We start from the raw sequence: 15,459 nt of genomic DNA, 5'->3' as shown, positions 1-15,459 counted from the left end.
CGAAAAGCACGCGAAATGATGTTGTACGGATGATGTGCACGGATGGCGAGAAATGATTCTTTTTGGTCGAGGCGTGGAAAAGGCGGAGATCGAAGGTGTCCTTCACGGGGCACGGAAGGGCGCGGGCTCGGCGTTGATGCTCTGGGGGGATCCGGGCATCGGAAAGACCGCGCTGCTGGACTACGCGACCGCCGCAGCGGCCGACTTCACGGTCCTGAGCTGCCGCGGTACCCGGATGGAGTCCGGGCTGGCCTTCGCCGCGCTGCACGAGCTGCTCTGGCCGGCCGCGGACCGGATCGACGCGCTGCCCGCGCCTCAGGCGGCCGCGCTGCGGGGGGCGCTCGGGCACAGCGGGGATGCGGCGGACCGTTTCCTCATCGGGGTGGCCACCCTCACGCTGCTCTCCGAACTCGCCTGCGGGAAGCCGGTGCTCATCACCGTGGACAACGCCGACCTCATCGACGAGCCGACTGCCGAGTGCCTGGCCTTCGTGGTCCGCAGGCTGCGCACCGAACCGGTCGCGCTCCTGCTCACCGGGCACAGTGATCCGGCGACCGACGGCCTCTGGGAGTTGCTGCCCGGCCTGGAGGTCACCCCGCTGTCCGACACCGATGCGAGTGACCTCGTACGCCATGCCATGCCCGGGGCGGACGCGGAGAACGTGCACCGCACGGTCCGTCTGGCCGCCGGAAACCCGCTGGCGCTCCGCGAGCTTCCCTCCGTCGGCGAGGCGGGCGGCGAGTCCGGCGAGAGCACGGAACGCATCCCCGTCGGCCCCTTGCTGCGTCGCGCCTTCGGCGCTCGGACCTCCCGGCTCTCGCACCTCGCGCAGATGGTGCTCCTCGTCGCGGCGGCCGAGGACCTCGGGGACCACCACACGGTGCGCGAGGCGGCAATCGCGCTCGGAGCCGGCACCGCGGCCTGGGACGAAGCCCTGCGTTCCGGGCTGATCACGATCGCGGAGGGACGGATACGGTTCCGCACGGCATTGATCGCTGCCGTCGTGTACGAGGAGGCTCTTTTCACGCAGCGGCAGTCGGTGCACCGCGCACTGGCGCAAGCCCTGCACGGCGTGGACGGCAGCGACCTGCGGGCCTGGCATCTGGCGGCGGCGGCCGACACGGCCGACGAGGAGGTGGCCGCACTCCTCGAACACAGCGCGCAGAGCGGCTGGACCCGAGGGGGGTACGCGTCGGCGGCGCGGGCGCTGCGCCGGGCGGCCGAGCTGTCGCCCGTACCGGCGGACGCGGCCCGCCGGCTCGCGCTGGGGGCGCAGGCCGCATGGGGCAACGGACAGGTGAACACGGCGCGGGAGCTGCTCGACCGGGCGGACCGACTGTCGGACGTGGAGACGGTGGTCCGTGAGAGCGAAGGGCTGCGGGGCATCATCGAGTTCGCGCACGGGGACCAGGAGCAGGCGCACCGGCTGCTGCTGCACGCCTCCCGGTCGGTGGCCGAGCCGGAGAAAGCCGTGCAACTGGCGTGCCTGGCCGTTCGGGCCGGTTGGTCCGGCGGGTCCGCCGACCGGCAGGCCGAGGCAGTGCAGCGGCTGGAGGAGCTGGCGGTCGGCGCCGACTGCACCGGCACCGGGCTGCTTCCCATGATCAAGCAGTGGTGGGGCACCGGGCCGGGCACGGGTACGCCGCCCCGCGCGGACGAAGACTTCGCACGGATCGGCAGCGCGTCCTGGCACCTGATGCCGCCCGCGCCGCTGGCCGTGGCATGGGGTGCGGAGCAGCCGCTGATCCGGGCGTACGAGCGCGAGCTGGAGGCGCTGCGCCGGACGGGAGCGGTCAGCCCCCTGGTGCTGACCGTTCCGCAGACGGCGACGATCGACATCGTCCGCGGGCGGTGGACGGAGGCGGCCGCCAACGCGGCGGACACGCTGCGGGTGGCCGAGGAGATCGGCGCCGACCATGCGGCCTCGCAGTGCCGCAATTCCCTCGCCTGGCTCGCCGCCCTGCGGGGCGACGAGGGCAGCGTCACCGAACTCACCTCCCGGACACTGGAGTTGTCGGAACCGCGGGGGGTGCACGCGCTGACGGCCGCCGCCTACTGGAACCGGGGCATGGCGGCCCTGTTCGCCGGGCGCGCGCAGGAGGCCCTGGGGGTCCTCGTACGGCTGGCCGAGCCCGGACACCGTGCGGCGCACGCGACGTTCGCGCTGCTCGCGGCACCCGACACCGTGGAGGCCGCGAGCAGCGCCGGCCGGCCCGAGGAGGGCGCGGACGCACTGCGCCGTTTGAAGGAGTGGGCGCGGGGAACCGGGGCCGCCTGGGCCGTGGCGGCGGCGCTGCGCGGCGAGGCGCTGTTGGCGGAGGAGGGCGCGGAGGAGCTCTTCCTGGGAGCCCTGTCGGTTCCGGGCGCGGCGGATCATCCCTTCGCCCATGCGCGGACGCGGCTCCTCTACGGGGAGTGGCTGCGTCGGGCCCGCCGACGGACCGACGCCAGGGTTCAGCTGGCCGAGGCGGCGGAGGTCTTCCAGCGGCTCGGCGCCACCCCGTTGCTCGAACGGAGCCTGCACGAACAGGAACTGACGGGCCAGCGACTGCGTCGCACCGAGCCGTACGGCAGCAGTGCGGAACCTCTCCTCACCCCGCAGGAGCTCCGGGTGGCCAGACTCGCCGCCGACGGTCTCACCAACCGCGAGGTGGCCGCCCAGCTCCTGATCAGTCCCCGGACGGTGGGCCACCACCTGTCCAATGTCTTCCCGAAGCTGGGAATCGTGGCGCGCGCCGAACTGACCCGGGTGGACTTCGACAACGGACTGCGGCTGCTCGGCTGACCTTCCGGGCAACGACAGGCCGGTGACCTGGGCGATGACCCATACCGTGACCGATTCCAAGGCGACCGGAATTTCCTAGCGTGGCCCCCATGAACAACGATCCGAAGCCCGGGACACCTTCCCTCCCCACCCTCGTCGTCGGGGGCGGCTCGGCCGGGGCCGTGCTCGCCGCTCGCCTCAGCGAGGACCCCGACCGCCAGGTACTTCTCCTGGAGGCGGGCCCCGCGTACGAACCGGACGCGTACCCCGCGGAGGTCGCGAGCAGCAGCGTGCTCGGCGGTTACACCGGCCACGACTGGGGCTACCTCTCGGAGCCCGGTCACATCGGTCACGCCGTCGCCGCCTACCGGGGCAAGGTCCTCGGCGGCAGCTCGGCCGTCAACGGCTCGGTCGCGGTCCGCGCCCTGCCCTCCGACTTCGCCCGCTGGTCCGAGCGCGGGCTGAAGGGCTGGTCGTACGAGGACCTCCTGCCCGCGTTCAGGGCGCTGGAGTCCACCGGGACCGGCGACGACGACCTGCACGGCCGCACCGGCCCGCTCCCCGTGGTCCAGCTGACCCGCGACGACATCAGCACCATGGAGCGGGCCTTCGTGGACGCGGCACTCGCGGACGGCATCCGCGCGGTGGACGACTTCAACGGCGCCGACCCCGAGGGGGTGGGCCCGTATCCCATGAACGTGCGGGACGGCGTACGGGTCAACACGGGCATGGCCTACCTGACCGGGGCGGTTCGTGCCCGGCCCAACCTGAGCATCCGACCCGAGGTCCTCGTCGACCGGGTGGCCTTCGAAAACGGGCGGGCCGTGGGTGTCGTCCTCGCCGACGGCACCGAGGTCCCCGCCAGTGAAGTGATCCTCAGCGCGGGTGCCTACGGCAGTGCGGCGATCCTGCTGCGCTCGGGCATCGGCCCGGCCGAGGACCTAGAAGCCCTGGACATCCCGGTCGTCGCCGACCTCCCCGTCGGGCTTCGGCTCCAGGACCACCCCTTCTACTACAACGCGTACGCCGCCCACCCCGACCGGGTGGGCGAACAGACCCCGGTGATCGGCGCGAAGGTGTGGACCGCCAGTTCCGAAGCCGCCGAGGGGGAGCTGGACCTGCACATCACCGCCACCCACCTCTTCGACCACGCCAACAGCCCCACCGGTGTCGGCTTCGTCCTGGCGGTCGCCTTGGTCCGCCCCGAGTCGCAGGGCACGCTGACCCTCGTCAGCCGGGATCCGCAGGACGCACCCCGCATCGACCTCAACTTCCTCGCCGAGCCGGGCGACCGCCGCCGATTGACCGAGGGCATCAAGCTCGCCCGTCGGCTCGGTGCCACCCAGCCACTGGCCGCCCTCGTCGAGCGTGAACTCAACCCGGGCCCGCAGACGCGGACCGATGCCGAGATCGAGGCCTCGATGCTCGCCACCCTGGACACCTACCACCACCCCACCTCTACCGCTCCGATGGGCGCGGACGACGACCCGACGGCCGTGACCGACCGGCTCGGCGCGGTGCGCGGGGTGCCAGGACTGCGCGTGGTCGACGCCTCGATCTTCCCGGACGTCCCGTCGGCCGCGACCAACCTCACCGTCATAGCGGCGGCCGAGCACATCGCCCGCCAGCTCTGACTCCCGAACTCCTGCGAAATCCCCCGTCCCAGCCCCCCTCTTCCCACCACTTAAGGACTTACAGCGATGCAGCACGCCCGCAACTTCATCGACGGCCAGTGGGTCGACTCCGTCAAGAGGACCGAGTCCCTCAACCCGTCCACCGGTGAGGTCCTCGGCACCTTCGCCGACGCCGGAGCGGTGGAGGCCGCGGCCGCGATCGCCGCCGCTCGCCGTGCCTTCGACACCACCGACTGGGCGCGTGACCGCAATCTGCGCGCCCGGGCACTGTTCGAGATGGCCGACCACCTGGAGGCGCGGCGCGACGAGTTCGTCAGCCTGCTCGCCCGGGAGAACGGCAAGATCCTCGGTGAGGCGGCCTTCGAGATCGACCTCACCGTTCCCAAGCTGCGCTACTACGCCGCACTGGCCCTCAGTGACCACGGCAGCTCGGGCGAGGTCCGCCCCGGCCTGTACTCCATGACGCTCCGCGAGGGCGCGGGCGTCGCCGCCGTCATCGCGCCGTGGAACTCCCCGGTCGTCCTGGCCGTCCGGTCCTTCGCCCCGGCCCTCGCCGCCGGCTGCACCGTCGCCATGAAGCTCCCGGGCCAGACCGGCCTGGTCAACGGCCTGCTCAGCGAACTGGTCGCGCAGACAAAGAGCCTCCCGGCCGGCGTGATGAACGTATTCACCGAATCGGGCAACGACGGCGCCCCGCTGCTCATCACCTCGCCGGATGTGGACGTCATCAGTTACACCGGCTCGACCGTGGTCGGCCGGACCATCGCGGCGAACGCCGCTCCGACCCTCAAGGCGCTCTCCCTGGAGCTCGGCGGCAAGAGCCCGATGATCGTCTTCGACGACGCGGACCTGGACCTCGCCGTACCCGTCCTCACCAAGGCCATCACCACCTTCACCGGCCAGTTCTGCATGACCGGCAGCCGCATCCTGGTCCAGAGCGGTGTCGCGGACGAGTTCCGCCGCCGGATGACCGCCGCGCTGGAGGCCGTGAAGGTCGGCCCCGGCGACGATCCGGCCAGCGAAATGGGCCCGCTGATCGACGAGCGCAACGCCCGGCGCGTCGAGGGCGTCGTCGCCGATGCGGCCGCGTACGCGAAGCTGCTCGTCCAGGGCAGGCGCGACGGCGCGTTCCTGCACCCGTCGTTGATCGAGGTCGAGGACGTCGACTCGCCGATCGTGCAGCTGGAGGTGTTCGGCCCGGTCGCCACCTTCGAGGTCTTCGAGACCGAGGCCGAGGCGGTCGCCCGCGCGAATGCCACCGAGTTCGGCCTGGCCGCGTCGGTCTGGACCCGTGACGTCGACCGTCCGCTGCGCGTCGGGCGCGAGATCCAGGCCGGAACGGTGTGGACCAACACCTGGGCCATCGTCCACGACATGTTCGAGGAGGGAGGCTTCAAGCAGTCCGGCATGGGCCGGCTGAACGGGATGCGCGGCCTGGAGGAGTTCCAGGAGACCAAGCACTACGTCCACGCCGCGCCGCGTGCCTGACCGGTCGCGCCTCGCCTCCGGCGACTCTCCCGGTATCGTCCGCGCCGGGCGGGCCGACGTGGCACTGATCGCGGCGCGTGTGGTCGAACCGGGCCACGAGGAGCCGTTCCAGCAGTGGGCGCGGGACATTCTGGCCGCGGCTGCCGCGGCCCCCGGCAACTTGGGGGGCGGCCTCTTCCATCCGGCCGTGGACGGCGCTCCGTGGATCTTCGTACACCGCTTCCGCGACCACGGGACACTCCAGGGGTGGATCGGATCCCCACAGCGTGCGAAGTTCTTCGCCCCTCACGAGGGGCATCGCCACGCCGAGGTCGCACGACGTGAACTGTCAGGTCTGGAAGGCTGGTTCGCCGATCCGGGCAGCACGGCCGCCACCCCGCCGCGCTGGAAGACGGCGGTGAGTTCCGCCATCGGAATCTTTCCGGTCTCGCTCCTCGGCAGCGCGCTCCTCACACCCCATCTGACGGCGTTGCCCCAGGTGGCGCGGACAGCCGTCTTCGCCGCGCTGTTCAGCGTACTGATGACGTACATCGCGATGCCCCTCGTCACCCGGATCCTGCGCCGCTGGCTCAGCCCAAGTGCCCCCGTCCTCCTGCAGTAGAAAGAGAATTCCATGAGCACAACAGCCACTGCATCAACCGGCACGGCCACGACCACAGCCATCGTCGGAACCGGAAACATCGGCGGACGCCTGGCGGCCGACCTGGTCGCGGGCGGGGTGCCGGTCCTGCTCGCCGGCCGTGATCTCGAAAGCGCGACGTCCCTCGCCGACTCGCTGGGGGACCACGCGACGGCAGTGACGGTCGACGAGGCCGTCGCGAAGGCGGACGTGATCGTCCTCGCCATCTGGCTCGACGCGGCCAAGGAGTTCCTCGCCCAGTACGGCGACAGGCTCTCGGGCAAGATCCTGGTGGACCCGTCCAACCCGATCGCCCCGGACGGCAACGGCGGCTTCGTCAAGACGATCGGCGCCGAGGAATCCTCCGGCCGGCTCCTGGCCGCCCTCACCCCCGTCGGCACCACGCTCGTGAAGGCGTTCGGCACCCTCTCCGCCGACACCCTGTCCGCCGCGTCCCGCAGGACCCCGGAGCCCGCGGTCGGCTTCTACGCCGCGGACGACACGGCCGCGGGTGACGTGGTCGCCCGGCTGATCGCCGCGGCCGGCTTCGACCCCGTCCGGATCGGCGGCCTCGACCAGTCGATCCGCATCGAGGTCTTCGGTGATCTCCACGAGTTCGGCGCGCTGGGCAAGGCAGCGAACCGGACCGAGGCGCTCGCCGCCCTCGCTCCCCTCACGACAGCGGACCGGTTCGAGATCTACGAGCAGCTCGTGCGTCACCAGCGGTACATCGACAACGACGCGAGCCGCGCTTCAGCCGACAGGTACGTCGGCCTCTACTGGCCGGAGGCCACCTTCACCGTTCATGATCTGAGGACACAGACCTTCACCGGACCCGAGGGGCTCAAGAGCCTCTACGACTACGCGCACAGCGTGTTCCCCCTGGACAAGTGGTTCCACGACGTCGGCTGGTTCGAGATCGACGGCGGGGGCGACACGGCCGTCGTGTCCTGGCGCTGGCTCGTCCACTGGAAGGAAGGCAACCAGGGGGTGGTGTCGACGGGCACCTACCGAGACCGGTTCGAGCGGCGTGCGGGCGCGTGGAAGGTGATCGACCGGATCTCGGACATCGACCCCAACTGGCCCGCGGAACTCTTCCAGCCGTACGTCGACCGGCAGGACGAGGTCTTCGTCTCCTCCTGACCCCGGGAATTTAGCCGTGGGGTCCTCGGTTAGCACGCATAGTTCAACAGTCAACCAGTCTGGGAGTGGGAAGAATGAGCGGGATGCAGTTCGGCATCTTCACCGTGGGCGACCTGACCGAGGACCCCACGACGGGCACGACGGAAACCGAGCGCGACCGCATCAAGGCCATGGTCACCATCGCCCTCCACGCGGAGCAGGCCGGCCTGGACGTGTTCGCCACCGGTGAGCACCACAACCCGCCGTTCGTCCCCTCCTCACCGACCACGATGCTCGGGTGGATCGCGGCCCGGACCCACAAGCTCCTGCTGTCGACGTCCACGACCCTGATCACCACCAATGACCCGGTGAAGATCGCCGAGGACTACGCGATGCTCCAGCACCTGGCCGACGGCCGTGTGGACCTGATGATGGGGCGCGGCAACACCGGACCGGTGTACCCGTGGTTCGGCAAGGACATCCGCGACGGCATCGACCTGGCGCTGGAGAACTACGAGCTGCTGCATCAGCTGTGGCGCCGGGACTCGGTGGACTGGGAAGGCAAGTTCCGTACGCCGCTCCAGTCGTTCACCTCGACCCCGCGCCCGCTGGACGGCGTACCGCCCTTCGTCTGGCACGGCTCCATCCGTTCCCCGGAGATCGCCGAGCAGGCCGCGTTCTACGGAGACGGGTTCTTCCACAACAACATCTTCTGGCCCAAGGAGCACACCGAGAAGATGGTCCGGCTCTACCGCCGCCGCTACGCCCACTACGGCCACGGCACAGAGGAACAGGCGATCGTCGGCCTCGGCGGCCACGTGTTCATGCGCGCCAACAGCCAGGACGCGGTACGCGAGTTCCGCCCGTACTTCGACCGGGCCCCGGTCTACGGCAACGGGCCGTCGCTGGAGGACTTCTCGCGCGAAACGCCGCTCACCGTCGGATCGCCCCAGCAGGTCATCGAGCGGACGCTGTCCTTCCGCGACTACGCGGGTGACTACCAGCGTCAGCTCTTCCTCGTGGACCACGCCGGTCTGCCGCTGAAGACCGTACTGGAGCAGATCGACATCCTCGGCGAACAGGTCGTACCGGTCCTGCGCAAGGAGTTCGCGATCGGCCGGCCCGCCAGTGCGCCGGATGCGCCCACGCACGCCTCCCTCGTCGCGGCGCGCGACGCCAAGGCTCCCGTCACACGCTGATCTCCCGCCCCCCGTCCCCCGTCCCAGGAAAGCAAACCCCATGAGCACGCTGCGACTGGTCGCGATCACCGCCGGCTTGAGCCGACCCTCCTCGACCCGTCTACTGACCGACCGCCTGGCCGGATCCACGAAACGACTCCTTGCGGAGCGCGGCGTGACGGCGGAGGTGGAGACGGTCGAACTGCGCGACCTCGCCGTCGACATCGCCACCGCCATGACCACCGGCTTCCCCGCCGGACGCCTACGGGCAACCCTGGACGCGGTCGCCCGGGCCGACGGTCTGATAGCCGTGACCCCGGTCTTCACCGCGTCCTACAGCGGGCTGTTCAAGTCGTTCTTCGACATCCTCGACAAAGACGCCCTCGCCGGCACACCCGTCGTCATCGCCGCGACCGGCGGGACCGCCCGCCATTCCCTCGCCCTGGAACACGCGCTGCGCCCCCTGTTCGCCTACCTGCGCGCGTTCGTCGTCCCGACCGCCGTGTACGCCGCTTCCGAGGACTGGGGCAACACCGACGGCCTCGTGCCCCGGATCGAGCGCGCCGCCGGAGAACTCGCCGACCAGCTCGCCGGGGGCCGCGGGCACAAGCGGGCAACGGCCGACGAATTCGAGGACGTCACGCCCTTCGAGGAGAAGCTGGCGGGCGTGTACAGGCGGCGATGACGGGGCCCGCCTGCCGGTCGGCCCCGCGTCACGCGCAGGAGTCAGCTGAACAACGGGATGACGTCGGAGCCGTACGCGTCGATGGTCGCTTCCCGGGCGTCATGCATGTTGTAGAGCGCGAACTGGTCGACGCCGAGGTCGCGCAGGGCGCGGAGCTTCTCGATGTGGGCCTCGGCCGGGCCCAGGAGGCAGAAGCGGTCGACGATCTCGTCGGGGACGAATTCGGTGGACGGGTTCCCGGCGCGGCCGTGGTGGCTGTAGTCGTAGCCCTGCCGGGACTTGACGTACTCGGTCAGCTCCTCGGGAACCATCGAGGAGTGCTCGCCGTAGCGGGAGACCAGGTCGGCTACGTGGTTGCCGACCATGCCGCCGAACCAGCGGCACTGGTCGCGGGCGTGGGCCAGTGCCTGTGCCGAGCCGTCGGCCGTGACGTACGCCGGGGCCGCCACGCAGATGGTGATCGCGGACGGATCCCGGCCGGCCTCGACCGCCGCCTGCCGGACTGCCTTGATCATCCACTCCGTGAGGTAGAGGTCGGCGAGCTGCAGGATGAACCCGTCCGCCTTCTGCCCGGCCAGGGCCAGGGCCTTCGGCCCGTACGCCGCCATCCAGACGGGCAACTTCCCGTCCTTGATCCAGGGGATCCGGATCGCATTGCCGTCGACGTCGGCCTCGCGACCCTCTGCCAGGTCCCGGATGACGTCGATGGCCTCGCCCAGGCGGGCCAGCGTGTTCGGCGCCCGGCCGGCGACCCGCATCGCCGAGTCCCCGCGGCCGATCCCGCACACCGTGCGGTTGCCGTACATGTCGTTCAGCGTCGCGAAGGTGGAGGCGGTCACCTCCCAAGTGCGGGTGCCCGGGTTGGTGACCATCGGACCCACGTGCATCCGCTGCGTGTTGGCCAGGATCTGGCTGTAGATGACGAACGGCTCCTGCCACAGCACGGCCGAATCGAAGGTCCAGCCGTAGCGGAAACCGTTGCGCTCGCCGCGCTTCATGAGGCTGACGACCTGGGAGGCCGGCGGGTCGGTTTGCAGGACGAGGCCGAAGTCCATGCATGGCTCCTTGCTGCTGCGTGCGAAGTTGCGGCTTGCTTACAGGTACTGGCAGGTGGAGCGGTGGACGAAGGCCCCGTGACCGGACCGCCCGGTGAACTCCCGGCGGTCGATGACGAGTTCGCCGCGCGAGAGGACCGTGTCGACGCGTCCGGTGATCCGCCTGCCCTCGTACGCCGAGTAGTCCACGTTCATGTGGTGCGTCTCGGCGGAGATGACCTGCTCGGCGTGCGGATCGTAGAGGACGATGTCGGCGTCGGAGCCCGGCGCGATGGTGCCCTTCTTGGGGTAGAGGCCGAACATCCGGGCCGGGGTCGCGCACGCGATCTCGATCCAGCGGCGGCGGCTGATGTGCCCGTCCAGGACCGCCTGGTGGAGGAGGTCCATGCGGTTCTCCACCCCCGGCAGCCCGTTCTGGATCTTCGAGAAGTCGCCGCGGCCCAGCTCCTTCTGGCCGCGGAAGCAGAAGGGGCAGTGGTCGGTGGAGACCACCTGGAGGTCGTTCGTACGCAGGCCCCGCCACAGCGCCGCCTGGTGCTCGCGGGGCCGCAGCGGGGTGGAGCAGACGTACTTCGCACCCTGGAAGTCCGGCTCCTCCAGGTTGTCCGTGGACAGGAACAGGTACTGCGGGCAGGTCTCGCCGAAGACCGGCAGGCCCTTGTCCCGGGCCGCCGCCAGCTCCGCGACCGCCTCCTCCGCCGAGACGTGGACCACGTAGAGGGGGGAGCCCGCGACCCGGGCGAGCTGGATCGCCCGGTGCGTGGCCTCCGCCTCCAGGAGCACCTTCCGGACCTCGCCGTGGTGGCGCGGGTCCGTCTCCCCCCGGGCCAGGGCCTGTTCGACGAGGACGTCGATCGCGATGCCGTTCTCGGCGTGCATCATGATCAGCCCGCCGTTGCCCGAAGCCCGCTGCATCGCGCGCAGGATCTGCCCGTCGTCCGAATAGAAGACTCCCGGATACGCCATAAACAATTTGAACGAACTTACGCCCTCTTCGACGAGTCCATCCATTTCCTTGAGGGAGTGTTCATTGACGTCGGACACGATCATGTGGAATGCATAGTCGATCGCGCATTGCCCGTCGGCCTTCGCGTACCAGGTGTCCAAGCCCTCTCGGAGGGAGCGCCCGGGTGTCTGCAACGCGAAGTCGACGATTGTCGTCGTGCCGCCCCAGGCTGCGGCTCGGGTCCCGGTCTCGAACGTGTCCGACGCGAAGGTGCCACCGAACGGCAGCTCCATATGCGTGTGCGCATCGACACCGCCCGGGATCACGTATTTCCGCGAGGCGTCGATCACCCGGTCCGCAGTCCACTGCTGGCTGCCCGCTGTCGCCATCGCCACGACACGGCCGTCCTCGATCAGAACATCCGCATGCAACTCGTCGGAAGCCGTAATGACAAGGCCGCCGGTAATGAGAGTTCTGGTCATGCCCGAGAATTCCCTTCGCCTTGCAATTCCGAACCAAGAGGGGCGCCGACCGGAACACCGAAAGGAATGCGGTGGTCCGGTCGGTGGCACAAGCCGTTGCGACGCCGGCAGCCCACGCCGCTCGGCCTCGCGTCGTTCAGCACGAGGCGTCCGCACCCACTAGGTCGCCGAGTCCCCGTGGAAATTCCTGGTCACGCGAGCCAACGAAACCCTTGAGGACTCTAGGAACCCTCAAAATCCAGGTAACTGAGCACTATTAGAGTGCTCAAAGCATCGCAGGGGCTTCGTACATCGCGGGGAGAACCACGGCTTCGCCACCCGTCTGCAGTGTGCGTGCGGCCTCTACGCCATCTGCGACGTGAAAGACATCTCAGGCCTGGGCCAGGCCCAAGACCCGGCCCTGCCGGGGCGGCACGGGGCCCGCTAGGACCAGGCGGCCGGTGCGCAGCAGGATCAGCATGGTCGAGTCGGCGAAGGTCGCCCGGCTGACGTCGAGGACGATCCGGCGTACACCGAGGTCGTCGTCAGCTGCTCTGAGGAGGTGCAGTGATTCCCGACCGGAGTCGCCCACTCACACGATGACGCGGACCCCGTCCACGCCCAACGGCACCCGCTCCAAACCTACCGGGCACCACCTTTGGGCATCGGATTTCTGCCACGGCTCAGGCCACAGCTTGATGCCCGCCGCCGAGGTGAACGAGGGATCGGGACGCGACAAAAGCGGGGCGGCAACCAACTGGTTGCCGCCCCGCCTCGCGCATCTGTTTCCGCTCGGGTCACAGACGGTGCGGCCCGTCGTAGTAGCCGCCGACCTGACGGTGGTAGTCGGCGTCGCCGAGGTGCTTGTCCTTGTCGAACTCGGGAGCGTTCTTGATCTGCTCCTTCGTCCGGTCCACGTAGATCTTTTCGTCGCTCGCGTCGATGCGGCTGATCGTGCCTGCGGGCAGCAGGACTTCCTTGCCGAAGATCCACGGACCGGTGTCGACCACGATGTAGGAGGACCCGACCTCATCGGAGTGCTTGTCGACCTTGCCGATGGAACCGTCCGTCGCCTCGACCTTGTACCCCGTCAGATCGGCGCCGGACAGACGGCCGGACGTCTCACGGTAACCCCATACATTCTCAGTCATGCGAAACAACTCCTTCGGTCCACAGGAGGCGGAAGGGAAACCAATTCCCCGTCGACCCTCCATTTTCCATGCCGCGTACACAACGGAACTCCCGTTCCGTTCCTGACCATCGCATGCCCCGGATTTTCATCCACACACACTCGGCCGCATTCGGACCGAGACGGCCGTCGATCCTTGGAGGTGAGCAGGTCCCCTGCTGCGTCACGGCGACCGTCCCGGCACCACCACGATTACCCGCGATATCCGATTTCATCCGGCAACGCAAAACCACAGCCCCCGCGCACCGACGTGGCGGTGGCCCGCCTCCCCCGGTCGGGGGAGGCGGGCCACCGCCACCACATCTGAACTGCGCCGCTACAGAGCGACTACCAGCGATACCACCGGCCGCTGCCGCTCTTCGGGCGAGCGACGAATCCGATCAGCCACAGTACGAGTAGCGCGATCGCGACCCACCAGAGAATCTTGATCGCGAATCCCGCACCGGCAAGAATCAGAATCAGCAGAAGAACAAGAAGCAGGGGAACCATATTTATCAACCTCCGAGACATCGCATGCCCACCCAGCGCCTGACCATGCGTACGAACTTGATCCGGGACGTCCGTCGATGATTCGAGCACCGGAAAACATCTGGGCCGTTGGCTCTGACCGTTCGGGGCAGAAGCGTTGGCAACATCTCCAAGAAGGGAGCTTGTAGTGACCAGCCGGCGATCAGCCCATGCGAAAGCCCACCCGATACCCAGGGACCGGCCCGACCAGCAGGCGAGCGGACCGGACCAGTTCGACATCGAGACGATGGTCGCCCACGCACATGGCAGGTCCGACGGACGAAGGCCGGTGCGCAGCTCCGTCAAGAAGGACCCCACCTGATCACCTGAACGCCTGATGCGTGCGTGCCCTCAGCTCGGCGGCAGTCGGGCCGGTGGCTGGCTGGGGACACCGCAGCTTGCAGTCCCTGGTTCGCTGCGGTCAGGAGGCCAGTTGAGTCTGGACCGTCTGGACGTCGTGCAGGTGGTGGCACACCCCACTGCCGTCGAGGATGCGTGATCGGCGCAGGAGGTCGCGGGTGCCGCGCAGGTTCAGGGTGCTGTGCCAGGCGAGGCCCGGATGCCGCACCCGCAGGTGCGACAGGGCTCGGGTGTCCAGGCCCGTGCCGAGGAAGCGCGGGTCGATGTCGACTGCGGCGATCACGGCCTTGGCGCACGTGAGGCACATCCGGTAGTGGACCTCCCCGACGACCTTGCGGATGTGGACGAGGAGCAGGACCTCGTCGCCGGTGCCGGTGTCCCCGGGGATGCGTGAGGACAGCAACTCGACGTGCTGGTAGGCGAGGATACGGCGGCGCAGCCGGCGGAGTATCCCTCCCCCGCCCGCGTGCCGACCCGCGCCCGCCGGGGGCTCCTCGCGGGACTGAGTCGTACGGAACAAGGTGCTCGTGGGACGCGCATGATGTCCGTGCATGCCGCACGCGTACCCCCGCACCGACGGCACATGCTCCTGCCCGGCGGATCCCGGGCTCATTCGGCATCGCCGTATTCCCCCCGCCACGCTCCTCAGGCCTCTGGGCAGCGCCCAGACCTGGCAAGACACCTGAAAGGACCAATTCGGAGCTGGGCTGATATCACCCTCGGGGGACGGGGTAGCCGGGCATACATGAACAACACACCCCTGCGGGCTGTCGCCCTCGTCTGCACCCTGTCCCCGTCGCCGAAGCCGTCTAGCGCCCAGCTGCTGGCCGAGCAGACCATGACCGCGCTCGCCGAACACGGAGTCGTGGGCGACACCATCCGGATCGCCGACCACGACGTGAAGACCGGAATCAGCACCGACCTCGGCGACGGCGACGCCTGGCCCGGGATCCGCGACACGATCCTGGGCGCCGACATCCTCGTCCTGTCGACACCGATCTGGCTCGGACACCCCTCCAGCATCGCCCAGAAGGTCATGGAGCGGCTCAACGCGGAGATCTCCGAAACCGACGAGGAAGGCCGCATGCTCACCTACGGGAAGGTCGCCGCGGTCTGCGTCGTCGGCAACGAGGACGGCGCCCACAAGGTCAGCGCCGACCTCTACCAGGGGCTGAACGACGCCGGGTTCTCCCTCGCTCCCAACGCCGTTACCTACTGGGTCGGCGAAGCCATGCAGAAGACCGACTATCAGGACCTCGACAAGACCCCCGAGAAGACCGCCACGACCACCAAGACCCTGGCCGCCAACACCGCCCACCTCGCCCGCCAGCTCAAGGCCAGCCCCTACCCGCCAGCCTAGACGAGTCATTCCGAATGATCAGTGGTCGTAGGCGATCAGTGATCGTGTGACCGGCTGGCGGGTCTTGTGGTTGTGCCAGATCGCGGCGGCC

14 protein-coding genes are annotated in these 15,459 nt (G+C 69.3%); 8 read left to right on the top strand and 6 right to left on the bottom strand.

The genetic code is table 11. From position 1 onward, the window contains the following. Positions 1 to 52: 52 nt before the first annotated feature. The 7 genes from ACIQV3_RS23160 (at position 53) to ACIQV3_RS23130 (ending at position 9,490) form a co-directional block, all read left to right on the top strand. Entirely contained in the window at positions 53 to 2,785 is a 2,733-nt protein-coding gene (locus ACIQV3_RS23160) for an AAA family ATPase (protein ID WP_403714630.1), read from the top strand. Between the two features lie 89 nt (positions 2,786 to 2,874). Further along, entirely contained in the window at positions 2,875 to 4,398 is a 1,524-nt protein-coding gene (locus ACIQV3_RS23155; RefSeq protein WP_403714628.1) for a GMC family oxidoreductase, read from the top strand. Between the two features lie 66 nt (positions 4,399 to 4,464). Further along, entirely contained in the window at positions 4,465 to 5,886 is a 1,422-nt protein-coding gene (locus tag ACIQV3_RS23150; RefSeq protein ID WP_403714625.1) for an aldehyde dehydrogenase family protein, read from the top strand. Then, positions 5,879 to 6,487, top strand: coding sequence for an antibiotic biosynthesis monooxygenase (locus ACIQV3_RS23145; RefSeq protein ID WP_403714623.1), 609 nt, complete (start codon positions 5,879 to 5,881; stop codon positions 6,485 to 6,487). Before ACIQV3_RS23150 ends, ACIQV3_RS23145 begins: the two co-directional genes overlap by 8 nt. 12 nt (positions 6,488 to 6,499) lie before the next feature. Next, on the top strand, positions 6,500 to 7,648 hold the full coding sequence (locus ACIQV3_RS23140; protein WP_403714621.1) for an NAD(P)-binding domain-containing protein: 1,149 nt from the start codon (positions 6,500 to 6,502) through the stop codon (positions 7,646 to 7,648). Between the two features lie 83 nt (positions 7,649 to 7,731). Next, positions 7,732 to 8,826: an LLM class flavin-dependent oxidoreductase gene (locus ACIQV3_RS23135; RefSeq protein WP_403714950.1), complete on the top strand. Its 1,095-nt coding sequence runs from the start codon at positions 7,732 to 7,734 to the stop codon at positions 8,824 to 8,826. A gap of 40 nt (positions 8,827 to 8,866) precedes the next feature. Continuing rightward, positions 8,867 to 9,490 carry an FMN reductase gene (locus tag ACIQV3_RS23130; protein WP_403714619.1) on the top strand — a complete coding sequence of 208 codons (624 nt, stop codon included), beginning with the start codon at positions 8,867 to 8,869 and terminating at the stop codon, positions 9,488 to 9,490. A 41-nt stretch (positions 9,491 to 9,531) separates the two neighbouring features. On the opposite strand, the gene ACIQV3_RS23125 is transcribed toward ACIQV3_RS23130, so the two are convergent. From ACIQV3_RS23125 to ACIQV3_RS23100, 6 genes are all read right to left on the bottom strand, one after another. After that, complete coding sequence (locus ACIQV3_RS23125; protein WP_403714617.1) at positions 9,532 to 10,545, bottom strand: TIGR03842 family LLM class F420-dependent oxidoreductase; 1,014 nt, start codon at positions 10,543 to 10,545, stop codon at positions 9,532 to 9,534. A gap of 39 nt (positions 10,546 to 10,584) precedes the next feature. Next, positions 10,585 to 11,973, bottom strand: coding sequence for a dihydropyrimidinase (gene hydA / locus ACIQV3_RS23120; RefSeq protein WP_403714615.1), 1,389 nt, complete (start codon positions 11,971 to 11,973; stop codon positions 10,585 to 10,587). Between the two features lie 370 nt (positions 11,974 to 12,343). Further along, on the bottom strand, positions 12,344 to 12,544 hold the full coding sequence (locus ACIQV3_RS23115; RefSeq protein WP_403714614.1) for a hypothetical protein: 201 nt from the start codon (positions 12,542 to 12,544) through the stop codon (positions 12,344 to 12,346). Between the two features lie 205 nt (positions 12,545 to 12,749). After that, positions 12,750 to 13,103 carry a PRC-barrel domain-containing protein gene (locus ACIQV3_RS23110; RefSeq protein ID WP_403714612.1) on the bottom strand — a complete coding sequence of 118 codons (354 nt, stop codon included), beginning with the start codon at positions 13,101 to 13,103 and terminating at the stop codon, positions 12,750 to 12,752. Positions 13,104 to 13,468: 365 nt separating this feature from the next. Beyond that, complete coding sequence (locus ACIQV3_RS23105; protein WP_403714948.1) at positions 13,469 to 13,630, bottom strand: hydrophobic protein; 162 nt, start codon at positions 13,628 to 13,630, stop codon at positions 13,469 to 13,471. Positions 13,631 to 14,069: 439 nt separating this feature from the next. Further along, positions 14,070 to 14,528: a hypothetical protein gene (locus tag ACIQV3_RS23100; protein WP_403714610.1), complete on the bottom strand. Its 459-nt coding sequence runs from the start codon at positions 14,526 to 14,528 to the stop codon at positions 14,070 to 14,072. Positions 14,529 to 14,753: 225 nt separating this feature from the next. On the opposite strand from ACIQV3_RS23100, the gene ACIQV3_RS23095 reads away from it, so the two are divergent. Continuing rightward, positions 14,754 to 15,368, top strand: a complete 615-nt coding sequence (locus ACIQV3_RS23095) for a flavodoxin family protein (protein ID WP_403714608.1) — start codon at positions 14,754 to 14,756, stop codon at positions 15,366 to 15,368. The last annotated feature ends 91 nt before the right edge of the window (positions 15,369 to 15,459 follow it).

The sequence above is a fragment of the Streptomyces sp. NPDC099050 genome, from assembly GCF_044759865.1.
GTDB lineage: Bacteria > Actinomycetota > Actinomycetes > Streptomycetales > Streptomycetaceae > Streptomyces.
This window is presented reverse-complemented; position numbering and strand designations above follow the sequence as displayed.

Excerpts from the sequence above, each read along its gene's own strand:
- ACIQV3_RS23105 (WP_403714948.1), bottom strand. The coding sequence starts at position 13,630 with ATGGTTCCCCTGCTTCTTGTTCTTCTGCTGATTCTGATTCTTGCCGGT.
- ACIQV3_RS23110 (WP_403714612.1), bottom strand. The coding sequence starts at position 13,103 with ATGACTGAGAATGTATGGGGTTACCGTGAGACGTCCGGCCGTCTGTCC.
- ACIQV3_RS23125 (WP_403714617.1), bottom strand. The coding sequence starts at position 10,545 with ATGGACTTCGGCCTCGTCCTGCAAACCGACCCGCCGGCCTCCCAGGTC.
- ACIQV3_RS23140 (WP_403714621.1), top strand. The coding sequence starts at position 6,500 with ATGAGCACAACAGCCACTGCATCAACCGGCACGGCCACGACCACAGCC.
- ACIQV3_RS23095 (WP_403714608.1), top strand. The coding sequence starts at position 14,754 with ATGAACAACACACCCCTGCGGGCTGTCGCCCTCGTCTGCACCCTGTCC.
- ACIQV3_RS23150 (WP_403714625.1), top strand. The coding sequence starts at position 4,465 with ATGCAGCACGCCCGCAACTTCATCGACGGCCAGTGGGTCGACTCCGTC.
- hydA (WP_403714615.1), bottom strand. The coding sequence starts at position 11,973 with ATGACCAGAACTCTCATTACCGGCGGCCTTGTCATTACGGCTTCCGAC.
- ACIQV3_RS23135 (WP_403714950.1), top strand. The coding sequence starts at position 7,732 with ATGCAGTTCGGCATCTTCACCGTGGGCGACCTGACCGAGGACCCCACG.
- ACIQV3_RS23160 (WP_403714630.1), top strand. The coding sequence starts at position 53 with ATGATTCTTTTTGGTCGAGGCGTGGAAAAGGCGGAGATCGAAGGTGTC.
- ACIQV3_RS23130 (WP_403714619.1), top strand. The coding sequence starts at position 8,867 with ATGAGCACGCTGCGACTGGTCGCGATCACCGCCGGCTTGAGCCGACCC.
- ACIQV3_RS23155 (WP_403714628.1), top strand. The coding sequence starts at position 2,875 with ATGAACAACGATCCGAAGCCCGGGACACCTTCCCTCCCCACCCTCGTC.